Annotated in this window: 9 protein-coding genes; 3 read left to right on the top strand and 6 right to left on the bottom strand. The window is 47.7% G+C overall.

Annotated elements, in window-relative coordinates; genetic code table 11:
- Positions 1–101 precede the first annotated feature (101 nt).
- Together AC1EK3_RS00105 and rpoB are read right to left on the bottom strand one after the other, a co-directional pair.
- Positions 102–4,121, bottom strand: a complete 4,020-nt coding sequence (locus AC1EK3_RS00105; RefSeq protein ID WP_480033342.1) for a DNA-directed RNA polymerase subunit beta' — start codon at positions 4,119–4,121, stop codon at positions 102–104.
- Positions 4,122–4,227: 106 nt separating this feature from the next.
- Positions 4,228–7,776 (bottom strand): DNA-directed RNA polymerase subunit beta, encoded by a 3,549-nt coding sequence (rpoB, locus tag AC1EK3_RS00100; protein WP_391496487.1) that lies wholly within the window; start codon positions 7,774–7,776, stop codon positions 4,228–4,230.
- 310 nt (positions 7,777–8,086) lie between these two features.
- On the opposite strand from rpoB, the gene AC1EK3_RS00095 reads away from it, so the two are divergent.
- The 3 genes from AC1EK3_RS00095 to AC1EK3_RS00085 all read left to right on the top strand — a co-directional run bounded on the left by AC1EK3_RS00095 (position 8,087) and on the right by AC1EK3_RS00085 (position 10,720).
- A complete protein-coding gene (locus tag AC1EK3_RS00095) occupies positions 8,087–8,776 on the top strand; it encodes a tRNA (cytidine(34)-2'-O)-methyltransferase (protein WP_391495981.1) in 690 nt (229 codons plus the stop codon).
- Positions 8,777–8,809: 33 nt separating this feature from the next.
- The gene (locus tag AC1EK3_RS00090; RefSeq protein WP_480033343.1) at positions 8,810–9,805 is read left to right on the top strand and encodes an HhH-GPD family protein; all 996 of its coding nucleotides are present in this window, start codon (positions 8,810–8,812) and stop codon (positions 9,803–9,805) included.
- Between the two features lie 129 nt (positions 9,806–9,934).
- Positions 9,935–10,720: a peptide ABC transporter permease gene (locus AC1EK3_RS00085; RefSeq protein WP_480033365.1), complete on the top strand. Its 786-nt coding sequence runs from the start codon at positions 9,935–9,937 to the stop codon at positions 10,718–10,720.
- A gap of 139 nt (positions 10,721–10,859) precedes the next feature.
- On the opposite strand, the gene AC1EK3_RS00080 is transcribed toward AC1EK3_RS00085, so the two are convergent.
- The 4 genes from AC1EK3_RS00080 to AC1EK3_RS00065 all read right to left on the bottom strand — a co-directional run bounded on the left by AC1EK3_RS00080 (position 10,860) and on the right by AC1EK3_RS00065 (position 14,956).
- Positions 10,860–12,224: a DUF711 family protein gene (locus AC1EK3_RS00080; RefSeq protein WP_480033344.1), complete on the bottom strand. Its 1,365-nt coding sequence runs from the start codon at positions 12,222–12,224 to the stop codon at positions 10,860–10,862.
- A gap of 48 nt (positions 12,225–12,272) precedes the next feature.
- Positions 12,273–12,611 carry an ACT domain-containing protein gene (locus tag AC1EK3_RS00075; RefSeq protein ID WP_421789607.1) on the bottom strand — a complete coding sequence of 113 codons (339 nt, stop codon included), beginning with the start codon at positions 12,609–12,611 and terminating at the stop codon, positions 12,273–12,275.
- A 127-nt stretch (positions 12,612–12,738) separates the two neighbouring features.
- Positions 12,739–13,752, bottom strand: coding sequence for a ribose-phosphate diphosphokinase (locus tag AC1EK3_RS00070; RefSeq protein WP_391495984.1), 1,014 nt, complete (start codon positions 13,750–13,752; stop codon positions 12,739–12,741).
- A gap of 118 nt (positions 13,753–13,870) precedes the next feature.
- The gene (locus AC1EK3_RS00065) at positions 13,871–14,956 is read right to left on the bottom strand and encodes a DMT family transporter (RefSeq protein WP_480033345.1); all 1,086 of its coding nucleotides are present in this window, start codon (positions 14,954–14,956) and stop codon (positions 13,871–13,873) included.
- Between the last annotated feature and the right edge of the window lie 52 nt (positions 14,957–15,008).

Below are 15,008 nucleotides of genomic sequence, written 5' to 3'. Positions count from 1 at the left end.
AGCCCGAAAGCTTGAAGCCCCATTTTTATATCAGATTAGCGCCATTCAGCACTCACCAAACGCAACGCGCTCAGCACGCACCAAGCAGCACACCAGCGAAATCACTCAGTTTCGTCGCCATAATCGCTCTGACCACCCTGATCGTCAAGGAAGTCATCTGGATTAAAGTCGTCGCCGAGCTTCATATCGCCAAAATCAATGTTGGAGAAGTCAACATCGCCCATATCGCTCTCACCGAAGTTCGAAGGCGTGCTATCCGCACCACCCAAACCGAAGTTTGGATAAATAGAGTCGCGAACCTGAGGATCCGGCTCCACGTTAGCATTGCGGTAACGCGCCAAACCGGTACCAGCTGGGATGAGCTTACCGATAATCACGTTCTCCTTCAAGCCCTTAAGGTCATCTTCCTTCTGGCTCAAGGCGGCCTCAGTAAGCACGCGCGTAGTCTCCTGGAACGATGCTGCAGAAAGCCAAGAATCCGTAGCCAACGAAGCCTTGGTAATACCCATAAGCTCTGGTCGACCAGCAGCAGGCTTTCCGCCGTTCTTTACAGCAGCCAAGTTTGCCTCGCGGAACTTTGCTTGATCCACAAGCTCACCTGGAAGAAGATCCGTATCGCCAGAATCAATCACCGTAATACGGCGAAGCATCTGGTGCACAATAACTTCAATGTGCTTATCGTGAATGTCAACGCCCTGAGAACGGTACACGTTGTGCACTTCTTCCACGATGTTCACCTGAGCTGCACGCGGACCAAGAATACGCAGAATCTTCTTAGGATCCACAGAACCTTCAATCAGCTGCGTACCAACCTCAACATGGTCGCCATCCTTTACAAGCATTGGCGCACGACGAGTCACTGGGTAAACAATTGGCTCAATCGTGGTGTCGTCTGGAGTCAAAGTCACCTGACGACCGTGGTCAGTATCCTCAACCTTCACAACGCCTGGGAACTCAGCGATTGGAGCCTCGCCCTTAGGAGTACGAGCCTCGAAAAGCTCCGTAACACGAGGAAGACCCTGAGTAATATCAGAAGCCGAAGCGACGCCACCAGAGTGGAAGGAACGAAGCGTAAGCTGCGTACCAGGCTCACCAATGGACTGTGCTGCCACAATACCAACAGCCTCACCAACATCCACGAGTCGGCTCGTAGCCAAGGACCAGCCGTAGCATTTTGCACAAACGCCACGCTTGGATTCGCAAGTAAGCACAGAACGCGCCTTAACTTCTTCAACGCCGTGCGCAACCAAATCGCGCAAAACGTCCATAGAAAGCGCATCTCCGCACTTTGCCAAAACTGTAGTGCCGTCAGCAGGATCAATCACATCTGCAGCAAGCAAGCGCGAGTATGGACCACCGTCAGCAGCCTTAACAAGCGTCAAATTGCCGTTTTCGTCGCGATCAGCAATCTTCATCATAAGACCACGCTTAGTGCCGCAATCTTCTTCGCGCACGATTACTTCCTGCGAAACGTCCACAAGACGACGAGTCAAGTAGCCAGATTCTGCCGTACGAAGTGCGGTATCTGCCAGGCCCTTACGAGCGCCGTGCTGCGAGATGAAGTACTCCAACACAGACAAGCCGTCGCGGTAGTTTGACTTAACAGGTCGAGGAATAATCTCGCCCTTAGGGTTTGCCACGAGGCCTCGCATGCCAGCAATCTGGCGAATCTGCATCCAGTTACCACGTGCACCTGACTGAACCATGATGTTCACGTTGTTGTCATCGTGGAAGTTTTCGCGCATTGCGTCTGCAACTTTGTCGGTGCATTCAGTCCACAAGTTGATCAACTCTTGACGACGCTCTTCGTCTGTAAGAAGACCCATATCGTATTGAGAGTTGATTTTTGCAGCCTGATCCTCGTAATCTTGCGCAATTTGCTCGCGATTTGGAGGAAGCACAATGTCGGAGAATGCCATTGTTACGCCAGACCAAGGAGCGCGAGTAAAGCCGAGATCCTTCAAAGCGTCGAGTGTTGCTGCAACTTGAGCTGTAGAATAGCGGGTTGCGATTTCGTCGACGATCTTAGAAAGTACGCCCTTCGGCACCTGCTCGTTTACGAACGGATAGTCGACTGGCAAGGTTCCGTTGAACAAAATGCGTCCGCAAGAAGTTGCAAACAGTACAGTTCCGTCCTTAAAACGCTCTTCGCGCACAACGTCTGGGCTGCCTGGCTCAGGGTCAACAACCTTAAGCTCAGCAGGCTCCCAATTCTTTGGCAATACGAAGTCTGCAGGAACTCGAATCAGCACCTTAGCTTGCATATCAATCTCATGCTTGTCGAGAGCCATTTCAGCTTCAGCAAGCGAGGAGAAAACGCGACCCTGACCCTTTGCTCCGTCAATTACGGTAGACAAGTAGTAAAGACCCAAAATCATATCCTGAGAAGGCATTGTAACGGTGTGACCGTCTGCTGGCTTCAAGATATTGTCGGAAGCCATCATCAAAGTGCGCGCTTCTGCTTGAGCTTCTGCAGAAAGCGGAAGGTGCACTGCCATCTGGTCACCATCGAAATCTGCGTTGAATGCTGCGCAGGCAAGTGGTGGCAGGTGGATTGCTTTACCTTCAACCAAAATCGGCTCGAATGCCTGAATACCCAAGCGGTGAAGTGTAGGTGCGCGGTTAAGAAGAACAGGATGCTCGGAAATAACTTCTTCCAAAACGCCCCAAACTTCGGAGTCACCACGGTCAACCAAACGCTTTGCGCTCTTCATATTCTGAGCGAAGCCCTGATCCACCAAACGCTTAATAACGAACGGCTTGAAAAGCTCCAATGCCATTGGCTTCGGTAAACCGCACTGATGCATGCGAAGGCTTGGACCAACGACGATTACGGAACGGCCGGAGTAATCAACACGCTTACCAAGCAAGTTCTGGCGGAATCGGCCTTGCTTACCTTTAAGCATGTCAGAAAGCGACTTTAATGGTCGGTTGGATGCGCCGGTTACTGGGCGTCCGCGACGACCGTTGTCAAAGAGTGAGTCGACTGCTTCCTGAAGCATGCGCTTTTCGTTATTAAGCATGATCTCAGGAGCGCCAAGCTCAATAAGTCGCTTCAAACGGTTGTTACGGTTGATTACGCGACGGTACAAATCGTTCAAATCGGAAGTTGCGAAACGACCACCATCGAGCTGAACCATTGGTCGCAAGTCTGGTGGGATTACTGGAATTACGTCCAAAACCATAGCTTCTGGTTTGTTTCCAGTAGTCAAGAATGCGTTTACAACCTTCAGTCGCTTCAAAGCGCGAGCCTTGCGCTGACCGGTTCCGTTGTCGATTTCTGCGCGAAGCTCTTCGGCAGCAGACTTCAAATCGAAATCTTGCAAACGCTTCTTAATAGCTTCAGCACCCATGCAGCCTTCGAAGTAGTCGCCATAGCGATCTTCCATCTCGCGCCACAAGTCGACGTCGCCTTCCATATCGCCGGCACGCAAGCCCTTGAAACGATCAAATACGGCGTTCAAACGCTGAATTTGCTCGTCATAGCGAGTACGAATAGCAGACATTTCGCGTTCTGCACTAGCGCGCAACTTAGATCTTGCAGCACCTTTGCCTTCGCCAGATTCTTCCAGCTCGTGCAAGTCTTCTTCAACTTTCTTAGCGCGCGCTTCAATTTCGTTATCACGACGCTTGCGAAGGTTGCCGATTTCGGTATCGAATTCGTCTTGCAAATCTGGAAGATCTTGGTGACGCTGCTCTTCGTCGACTTTCGTAACCATGTAGGCTGCGAAGTAGATTACTTTTTCAAGATCCTTAGGTGCAATGTCGAGCAAGTAGCCCAAACGGCTTGGCACACCCTTGAAGAACCAAATGTGCGTTACCGGAGCTGCAAGCTCAATATGACCCATGCGTTCGCGGCGAACGCGGCTGCGTGTAACTTCTACACCACATCGCTCGCACACGATTCCCTTAAAGCGCACGCGCTTATACTTGCCGCACGCGCACTCCCAGTCGCGAGTTGGACCGAAGATCTGCTCACCGAACAGACCGTCCTTCTCTGGCTTTAGGGTACGGTAATTAATGGTTTCTGGCTTCTTTACTTCGCCGTGGCTCCAGCTACGGATATCTTCGGCGGTTGCCAGTCCAATCCTCAGTTTGTCAAATGCGTTGACGTCCAGCACTCTTATCGTCCTGTCTCATGAAATTGTTTTTAACGTTTCTTAATTTCTTAAAGTAGTGTTCGTTACTGAATCAGTTACTAAATTAATTAGCAAATCAGTTACCGAATCACTGGTATTCAGGTTCAACAGCAATCTGATCTTCCTTGGCGGACGAATCTGGTCGAGCGCCAATGTTGAAGCCAAGATCGTCGGAAGATGAAACTGGGTCGTCCTCTTCATCCTTCATGTCGATTGCGACGCCTTCAGCGTTCAACACCTCAACATTAAGGGAAAGCGACTGCATTTCCTTAAGCAACACCTTGAATGATTCAGGAATGCCAGCTGGTGGCAGGTTATCGCCCTTGACGATAGCACCGTACACGCGCACACGACCGTCGACGTCATCAGACTTCGTAGTCATCATTTCGTGCAATGTGTAAGCAGCACCGTAAGCCTCGAGCGCCCACACTTCCATTTCGCCGAAGCGCTGACCGCCGAACTGAGCCTTACCACCCAACGGCTGCTGGGTAATCATGGAGTAAGGACCAGTGGAACGTGCGTGAATCTTATCATCAACCAAGTGATGCAGCTTCAAAATGTACATGTAGCCCACAGAAATTGGCTTCGGGAATGGCTCGCCAGTACGACCGTCGAATAAGGTTGCCTTACCGTCAGAACCAACAAGCTTGTCGCCGTCGCGATTTGCGAGTGTTGTAGAAAGCAAGCCCTTCAAAGTTTCTGGTCGAACGCCGTCGAATACTGGAGTTGCAACTGGAGTGCATGGATCGCCATGCTCAGCACCTTGCGGCACGTACTTCTTCCAAGCTGCTTCCAAGTCTGGATCCAAGTTAATATCCCAGCCAGCGTGAGCAATCCAACCCAAGTGAAGCTCGAGCACCTGACCCAAGTTCATTCGAGAAGGCACGCCCAACGGGTTAAGCATGATGTCAACTGGAGTACCATCAGCCAAGAATGGCATATCTTCTTCTGGCAAAATGCGGGAAATAACACCCTTGTTGCCGTGACGGCCGGAAAGCTTATCGCCTTGCGTAATCTTACGATGCTGAGCGATGTAAACGCGAATCATTTGGTTCACGCCGTTTGGAAGCTCGTCACCGTCGTCTTCAGCGTCTTCACGAGTGATTTCCTTAACTGCAATCACAGTACCAGTTTCGCCGTGTGGCACGCGCAAAGAAGTATCGCGCACTTCGCGGCTCTTTTCGCCGAAGATTGCGCGGAGCAAACGCTCTTCTGGAGTAAGCTCGGTTTCACCCTTAGGAGTTACCTTACCAACCAAAATATCGCCAGCTTCGACTTCAGCACCAATACGAATAATGCCGCGCTCGTCGAGATTTGCAATTGCATCTTCGCCAACATTTGGCAAGTCACGAGTAATCTCTTCGGAACCAAGCTTGGTTTCGCGAGCGTCGATTTCGTACTCTTCAATATGAATAGAAGAAAGCGTATCGTCTTGCACAAGACGCTGAGAAATAATCACAGCATCCTCGTAGTTGTAACCATTCCAAGGCATGAATGCAACGAGCAAATTCTTACCCAATGCAAGTTCACCCTTTTCGGTTGCAGGACCATCTGCCAAAACTGTACCAGCTTCAACACGCTCGCCATCTTTAATAAGTGGCACTTGGTTGTAGCAAGTAGTCTGGTTAGAACGCTGGAACTTGGAAAGCTTGTAGCTTGACTGAGTTCCATCGTCGTTCATAACGCGAATAATATCTGCAGAAACGTAAGTTACTACGCCCGGCTTTTCAGCCAAGATTACGTCGCCAGAATCAACTGCTGCACGCCATTCAGAGCCGGTACCAACAAGTGGTCGCTCCGACTTAATAAGCGGCACAGCCTGACGCTGCATGTTCGTACCCATCAATGCGCGGTGGCCTTCATCGTGCTCCAAGAATGGAATCAAGGAAGCACCAAGGGAAACCATCTGACGTGGGGAAACATCCATGTAATCTACAGTGCTTACAGGCACATCGACTGCTTCTTCTTCGTCCACACGAGCAAGTGCTTGAGTGCCAACGAAGTTGCCATTTTCATCGAGTTCCTGGTTTGCCTGTGCAATAACGTGCTCAGCTTCGCGGTCTGCGGTCATGTATTCGACTTCGTTAGTTACGTGACCATTCACAACCTTGCGGTATGGGGTTTCGATGAAGCCGAATGGGTTGATACGTCCGAAGGTTGCCAAAGAACCGATAAGACCGATGTTTGGACCTTCTGGGGATTCGATTGGGCACATACGTCCGAAGTGGGATGGGTGCACGTCTCGAACTTCCATAGAAGCGCGATCGCGAGAAAGACCACCAGGACCGAGTGCGGAAAGACGACGCTTGTTCGTAACGCCTGCCAATGGATTGTTTTGATCCATAAACTGGCTGAGCTGGGAAGTTCCGAAGAATTCCTTAATAGTTGCGTTTACTGGGCGAATATTGATCAAGGACTGTGGAGTAATTGCTTCCGCATCCTGAGTTGTCATACGTTCGCGCACAACGCGCTCCATGCGGCTTAAACCAGTACGAAGCTGATTCTGCACAAGCTCGCCAACCTGACGAATACGACGGTTGCCGAAATGATCGATATCGTCAACGTCAACGCGCAACTGCACGTCTTGACCGTCGCGCTTACCTGGGAAGGTTTTTTCGCCGGAATGTAACGTTACCAAATACTTAATAGTGGCGATAATATCTTCGCGGTTCAAGCTGCGATCGCCGTAGTCTGCTTCGAGACCAAGCTTGCGGTTGATCTTGTAGCGACCAACGCGAGCCAAATCGTAACGCTTTGTGTTGAAGTAGAAGGAATCGAGAAGATTGCGGCCAGCTTCTGGAGTTGCAGTATCTGCAGGGCGAATCTTACGATACAAGTCGGTAAGTGCATCGTCTTGCGTTTCGATAGGCTCTTTTGCGAGCGCATCCAAAACAAGTGGATAGCCTTGGAAAGCATCTGCAATTTCGTCTTTCGTCATGCCGATTGCCATAAGGAATACGATTGCAGACTGCTTACGCTTGCGGTCAACGCGAACGCCTAAAACGTCGCGCTTGTCGATCTCAAATTCCAACCATGCACCGCGGCTTGGGATAATCTTCGCACCGAAAACATCCTTGTCGGAAGTGCGATCTTGTGCACGGTCGAAGTACACACCTGGAGAGCGCACAAGCTGCGAAACGATTACTCGCTCGGTGCCACCAATAATGAAGGTGCCGTGTGGAGTTTGCAATGGGAAATCACCCATGAAAACAGTCTGGCTCTTAATTTCGCCGGTTTCGCCGTTTTCAAACTCAGCATTCACGTAAAGTGGAGCAGAATAGGTGTAATCCTTTTCCTTGCACTCGAGCACAGTGTGACGTGGCTCTTCAAAGTATGGATCAGAGAATGTGAGGCTCATCGTCTCAGCAAAGTTCTCAATTGGGGAAATCTCCTGGAAGACCTCGTCGAGACCAGAAACATGAGGCACGGTGTGAGTTCCGTTTGCTTCATCTTCTGCAACGCGCTTCTTCCAGCGTTCAGAACCGATCAACCAATCAAAGCTGTCGGTTTGCACGCCGAGGAGGTATGGCACATCAATAGGCTCACAAATGGAGCCAAAATTCACACGATCTGACGCTTTATGCAACTTAATATCATGTTCGTCAGCACGTGCGATGACTTTCGTGGTGCTCGTCATAGCTTGTTCAGCAGCCAATGGACGTTCCTTTATCACTCGCTAGTTAACTATTTAATCTTTGAAAAACTAAAGAAAATCGCGGCAAACGAAACTGCCAAATAAGCAAGTTGCGATGCGCGGGCGCCTTCTTCGGTTCCATGAGCATGCCCGCTATATGACACACCTTACACAGTCTGCCCACTCTACCAAAAACTCCGGACTTTTCGCCCCACCAAAACTCGCGCCACATTAAACGATACAAGTTGCGAGTAAACTAAATACGTTACGATTACGAAGTTACGTAAAGATACTTAAAAAGCTAAGGAATAGCATGAATAACAGCGAGAATACGCAAGAAGCAGCAGAAAAAACCGAAAAGCAAACCGAAGCACACAAAGCAGCAGCAAGCCGCGTAGAGCAAATGTACGAGTACGGCTACCGCAAGTCAAACTATGGCCCAGACGAGCTCGTAACCGACGCTCACGGAAATCCAATTAGCGTTATGGATGCAATGCTCAGCGCCGACGATGCTGCGCGCGCAGAAACGCACACTCCTCACCTTTGCTTCTACTCCCCTCGTATTCCAGGAAATACAGGTTCCGCAATTCGACTTTGCGCTGTAACTGGCACTATTTTGCACTTGGTTGAGCCGCTTGGTTTTAATTTGCACGATACTAAATTACGTCGCGCAGGCTTGGATTATCACGATATGGCTCACGTTGTTTTGCACCCAAATTTTGAGAATTTAGTTGAGTCAATGCCGAATTCGCGAATTATTGCGTTTACTGCGAATGCTACGAAACTTTACACTGAAATTGAATATAAGCCGAACGATATTCTGCTTTTTGGACCAGAGCCAGGAGATATTCCTGATCCAATGGATGTTATGGCTGGTCCACACGTGGCAGAGCAGGTGCGTCTTCCTATGCGCCCGTCACTTCGTAGCTTGAATCTTACAAATTGCGCTTCTATTGCAGTGTATGAAGCGTGGAGGCAGCTCGGTTTTACAGGCGGAAAGTAATCACGAAAGCATACGACGTTTACATAATTAAGCATGCAGCAAGATTCACAATCTCTTCCTGAAGAACATCTCACCGAAGAAACTTCTCAGTCATTGCGCGAAATGGCAACACTTACGCGCGATAATGTTGCACTTTTTTGGCATAGTTGTGCACGCGATTTGCCTTGGAGGTTTGGGCACACTACCCCTTGGGGTGTGCTTGTGTGTGAAGTAATGAGCCAGCAAACGCAAATGAGCCGTGTTGTACCTTATTGGCTCACTTGGATGCAGACTTGGCCAGATGCACAATCACTAGCTCACGCTACGAGTGCTGAAATTATTACAGCTTGGGGTCGCCTCGGCTACCCTCGACGCGCGTTACGTTTACAATCTTGTGCTCAAGTTGTAGCAACAACATATCGCAATAAGCTGCCATGCACCTATGAAGAACTTATTGCCTTGCCAGGTGTAGGCGATTACACAGCAAGTGCAATACTCAGCTTTGCTTATGGCAAGCACGTTGCGGTGATTGATACAAATATTCGCCGCGTACTTATGCGCGCTTTTACTGGAACTGAATCGCATGGTGGCAGCACAACGCAATCTGACCGCGAGCTTGCTGCAGCAGTATTGCCGGAAGATAATCATGTTACTACTGCCACTGCTAACGCTACTAACACCACCAACACTACCTGCACTTCATCCGTTTGGAATCAGGCAATTATGGAAATTGGTGCTACCATTTGCACAGCACGATCTCCGCAATGCACTACATGCCCTTTGCAAACATGGTGCCGTTTCAAAGCTGCTGGATTTCCAGGTCTTGGCTGCCATACCCGCCCACAGCAACATTTTGCCGGCACTAATCGGCAAGTGCGCGGCATTATTTTGCAGGCATTGCGTGAAGCACATAAAAAACAGCAGGTATTGCAACGTTGCGAGATCAACAATTTATGGTCAAATCAAACGCAACTTGACAAATGCATTGCTTCGCTCGATCATGACAGTCTTATCACTATATTGCCGGATGGCACTTTAGCACTACCTTAAGTAACTAACTAATTACGCTGCTTTTGTAACTCTTTAATTAACAACTTAATTACTTTGTATGTGAGTCTACCTTGTGTAGTGAGTACAGTTCATCTCATCGACTTATGTATTACAATGGTAAATATGTCAATGCCAACTACGTCACCACGTAAGCCGCATCGCAATGCGAGCACAACATCGGTTAGCAACCCGATGCGCAAACCCGTGCGTAAGCCCGTACGCAACATGACTGCAGCAAAACGAAGAATGTATCGTCGCCGCAGGATTGTTGTCAGTATTGCTTTATTGCTTTTGATTATGTTGGCAATATTTTGTGTTATTAGCTTGGGTAAAGGTATTGCCGCTATTGGTAAAGCGATTGCCGGTCATGAAGTTACTATTGTTCGTCAACCAGTGCCAGACCCTCGTCCTGTTGGCTTAACGCCTCATTGCACTGATAAAGATATTCGTCTTGAGCTTTCTACTAAGTCGCAAACTGTTCCTATGGGCGGTAGCGTTGAATTGACAGAACGATTTGTGTACGAAGGAAACTCTTCTTGCCTTATTGACGCATCGGATATGAATGCTGTTCTAACTGTTAATAGTAGTGAAGAAGTTACGCAAGGTAAGCAAGCAACTAAAGATAATAAAAAGAAAGACAGCAAAGACTTTAAAGACGCCAGTAAGAGTGTTGACTACTTATCCCACGCAGTATGGCGTTCAGACGTATGTGATATGACTTTGAGACCTCTTCTTATGGCAAAAGGCGACCATTTTGAGAAGAAAATTACTTGGAACACTAATTCCACTTCCGGCAAAGGCTGCACCGCTGATGAGGATTTGCCGAAAGTGAATCGCGGAACTTACGTTTTGCGCATTGAGCATAAACAAGTACAAGGTTTGCATAGCGAACCTGTGCTAATTAGCGTGCAATAATACACAACGCATTGCGATAATGCACAATGCATTGCGCAAAATGCGCTCGTACTAAAAGCTAGCTAACAACTTGCACATCAAGCTCAAAGCCAGACGCGACGCTTGCGACGCAAAGCACGAAAGCAAGTCGAAAATGTGGCTAATTCTTGAAGCTGTGCACTGGAGCAGGAATACGTCCACCGCGAGTTACGAAAGCTTCGCAGCTTGTTTGGTTTACTGGCATAATCGGCGCGTATCCCATTAATCCACCGAAGTTCGCCATTTCGCCTACACCTTTTCCAATTACTGGAATAATTCGCACAGCGGTAGTTTTTTGATTAATCATGCCGATTGCAGATTCATCCGCAATCATGCCAGAAATCGTCGCAGCGGAAGTATTTCCAGGAATCGCAATCATGTCAAGACCGACTGAGCAAACGCAAGTCATTGCCTCAAGCTTTTCAATAGTCAAGCAGCCAGACTTCGCAGCAGCAATCATATTTGCATCTTCCGAAACAGGTATAAACGCTCCAGAAAGACCGCCAACATAGCTACTTGCCATAATGCCGCCCTTCTTAACTTGATCGTTCAACATAGCGAGCGCTGCAGTTGTGCCAGGAGCACCAACTTGATCCAAACCGATTTTCTCAAGTACTTCACCAACAGAATCGCCAACTGCAGGAGTTGGAGCAAGCGACAAGTCTATAATTCCAAACGGCACACCAAGCCTACGAGAAGCCTCTTGTGCAACCAACTGACCTACGCGAGTAATCTTAAACGCAGTGCGCTTAATAGTTTCGCACAGAAAAGCAAAGTCTTTTCCTTTAGCAGCATCAAGTGCACTCGAAACAACGCCAGGACCAGACACGCCAACATTAATCACAGCATCGCCTTCAGTTACACCATGGAAGCCGCCTGCCATGAACGGATTGTCGTCCGGAGCATTGCAAAAAGCCACGAATTTAACGCAACCGTAAGAATCGTTTTCAGCTGTAGCTTCAGCAATCTTTTTAATCGTGCGTCCGAGCAGCTCTACGCAATCCATGTCTATACCGGTTCGCGTTGAGCCAACGTTTACGGAAGAGCACACAATTTCCGTCTCACTTAAGGCTTGTGGAAGCGACTCGATAAGCATGCGTTCTGCTGCAGTCATCGACTTTGCAGGAAGCGCGGAATATCCGCCGATTAAATCAACTCCAACAGTGTGTGCTGCTCTGTCTAATGCGTGCGCAATTTGCACAAAATCTTCAGGCTTTTTACAAGATGACGCTCCAATAAGCGAAATCGGAGTTACAGTAATTCGCTTGTTTACAATCGGAATTCCGTAGTCACGCGAAATATCGTTACCGGTTTTTACTAAATCCTTCGCAAGACGTGTGATTTTTTCCTCAACTTTGTTACAAACGTCCTGCAAGTTTTCGCAAGCGCAATCTAGTAGGTTAATTCCCATGGTGATTGTGCGAACGTCGAGCTGTTCTTGCTCAATCATCGAATTAGTTTCGCTTACTTCCATCAGGTTGAGCATTGTGTACTTCCTTACGTTTACTTAGATTGCTTTAGATTGCTACGAGTTTTAGATTCTGTGCATTGCAGTGAAAATATTGCTGCGCTGGCAACGAATACGCACACCAATTTCGTTTCCTAGCGTTTCTAATCCTGCAGCGAAGTCGCCAAATTCGCAATCAACAGTAGATACGTCAACAATCATCATCATGTTGAAGAATCCATCGACAATTGTTTGAGAAATATTCAAAATATTTACATTATGCTCGGCAGCATGAGAAGTAACTTTCGCGATAATACCAACGGTATCGCAGCCGACGACTGTAATAATCGCTCTGGAAGCATCAGATTGCAACGCTTCGTGCGATTCATTATTTTCTGCAACTGCTGTTGTGTTATTGGCGACCATATTTGCCTCCTGCCGTTTTGAACCCGTTGTTAATGCATAAAGTTTATGCATTAACGCGAATTATGCGGTTATGTGTTTAATTTTATATTTTATGCGTTTTTATACATTCTTATAAACTTTATGCGCTTTATGCGTAAATATTATGCTGTTTCATATCTTCCGGGAGTGCGTTGCGAAGCGACACAAGCGATCCAGAGCGGAACACGGAACGAATGCCAGCAGCAAGAAGCGGCGCAATCGAAAGAACTGTCATATTATCAAGACGCTTCTCTTCAGGAACAGGAACTGTATCCGTCACAATGATTTCGCGAACTCCAGCAGCTTTCAAACGCTCAACAGCAGGCCCAGAAAGTAAAGCATGCGTTGCAACCAAAGTAACAGATTTTGCTCCAGCCTCACGCAGAGTGCGTACAGCTTCGCAAATAGTGCCAGCAGTATCAATCATATCGTCTACAACAATGCAATCGCGCCCTTCAATCTCACCGATAATGCCATGAGCTTCAGCATGGTTAGGACGCGTAATATCGCGCGTTTTATGAATAAAAGCAAGAGGCAAATCTCCAAGTTTTGCAGCCCATTGCTCAGAAACTTTAATACGTCCAGCATCAGGAGACACAATAGTTGCGTTATCGAGTTTCATAGAGTTTCGCACATAATCAATAAGCACAGGCATCGCAGTCAAATGATCAACCGGACCGTCAAAGAAGCCTTGTTCTTGAGTTGCATGCATGTCGACAGTCAAAATGCGCGTGGCACCAGCAGCGCGGAATAAGTCAAACATTAAGCGAGCAGTAATAGGCTCACGTCCCTGATGCTTCTTATCTTGGCGAGAATATCCAAAGAACGGCGCAACCACGTTAATACTGCGAGCAGATGCACGTCGCAAAGAATCGACCATAAGCAGCTGTTCCATAATCCAATTATTAATAGGAGTAGTATGCGCTTGAAGCACAAACACATCTGAACCACGAACAGGCTGAGTAAAGCGCACATACATTTCGCCATTCGCAAAATCGTAGGCAGTAGTCTCAAGCACATCAATACCAAGATACTGTGCAGTTTCATTAGCAAGCTCTGGGTATGCGCGACCCGTAACTAACATCATCTGCTTTTTTGGATTGCCTTCAAGAATTGTTGACATAATTGCCTTCCCGTTTGCAAACTGGTGTTGCGCGACATAGTCGCTTTTTATTTTAGCAGCTTGTACGCCTCGTACGACACAACAAGCGTTTTATTTTAATGCGTTACTTTAAAAATTACTAAGCGCTACGTTTGCAAAGCAAAATCATCATTACGAAAATAAGCCCGAATCCCACAAAATCTGCCCACGAAAAAACAGCTCCAGTAAACATAACAGCAGTAATTGCAGCAGTAACAGGCTCGCTAGCTCCAAGCAAAGTACCACGAACTGAACCGACTCGCATAATGCCCTCTAAGAACAGCCAATATGCTCCAAAAGTTCCAGCAATAACAGTAAAAGCAAAAAGCAGCATAGCGCGCAAATCTAATGCAGGCATTGTTTCCCACGGTCGCACAAACGGGAGCATAATAAAACCAGAAATAATAAACGTAATGCCATTAACAGTCAGATTTCCCCATTTTGCAATCAATTTCACAGGCATAATAGCGAGCGCAGCTGTAGACGCAGCATCTGCAAGACCCCAAAGCAAACCCATAACAGGCAAAGATAGTGAAGAAAGATTACCACCTGTAGCCATTAAAGCAGTTCCTGCAAAAGCTAACACAACTCCAATAGTTTCGCGCATAGTTGGCACGCGGCGAGCGTGAAAACACGCATAAACCAGAACAAACAGTAAGTTAAGGCTTTGAAGCACGGTAGCAGTGCCAGAATTAGTCCAATCAATAGTGCATAAATACGAAACTTGCGTAAGAAGCACGCAAACTACGCCAGTAAACGCCATCGAAATCCATGTGCGACCAGATTTGACTGCTCCAGTAAGCTTTCGCGGAGTGCACGCTGCAGCAGTAATGGCAAATAACATGCCAGCAGCAATTTGACGAACGCAAGCGATTTGCAAAGGAGATACGTGATACGTCGACATGAGGATTTTCGAAACTGTTGCGTTTGCACCCCAAAATGCGCCACCTAAAAGAGTTAAAAATATTCCTACAAGAATAGCGTTTGTAGAATGATTTAACGCTGGATTAGGTTTATTTGGAGTGCCTTCGATTGCTTTTGCTGCAGCTTTTGATGTGTCAAAAGTCTTTGAACCTGTTGATTGCAATTTTGAAGATTGTTGCTTTTTTGTTGAAGATGCACCAGTAGCACCAATATTTGATGAATCCAAATCACGCGCACTGCTACGCCAAGAAAACTTAACCATTATTAGATTCACCTCGCATCCCCAAAACAAGCAAACATGCAGTAATTATTGC

This window comes from Gardnerella sp. C0026F2 (assembly GCF_056590715.1).
This window is presented reverse-complemented; position numbering and strand designations above follow the sequence as displayed.

Coding starts and splice junctions, on each gene's coding strand:
- rpoB (WP_391496487.1), bottom strand. CDS start 7,776: ATGACGAGCACCACGAAAGTCATCGCACGTGCTGACGAACATGATATT.
- AC1EK3_RS00095 (WP_391495981.1), top strand. CDS start 8,087: ATGAATAACAGCGAGAATACGCAAGAAGCAGCAGAAAAAACCGAAAAG.
- AC1EK3_RS00090 (WP_480033343.1), top strand. CDS start 8,810: ATGCAGCAAGATTCACAATCTCTTCCTGAAGAACATCTCACCGAAGAA.
- AC1EK3_RS00085 (WP_480033365.1), top strand. CDS start 9,935: ATGCCAACTACGTCACCACGTAAGCCGCATCGCAATGCGAGCACAACA.
- AC1EK3_RS00080 (WP_480033344.1), bottom strand. CDS start 12,224: ATGCTCAACCTGATGGAAGTAAGCGAAACTAATTCGATGATTGAGCAA.
- AC1EK3_RS00075 (WP_421789607.1), bottom strand. CDS start 12,611: ATGGTCGCCAATAACACAACAGCAGTTGCAGAAAATAATGAATCGCAC.
- AC1EK3_RS00070 (WP_391495984.1), bottom strand. CDS start 13,752: ATGTCAACAATTCTTGAAGGCAATCCAAAAAAGCAGATGATGTTAGTT.
- AC1EK3_RS00065 (WP_480033345.1), bottom strand. CDS start 14,956: ATGGTTAAGTTTTCTTGGCGTAGCAGTGCGCGTGATTTGGATTCATCA.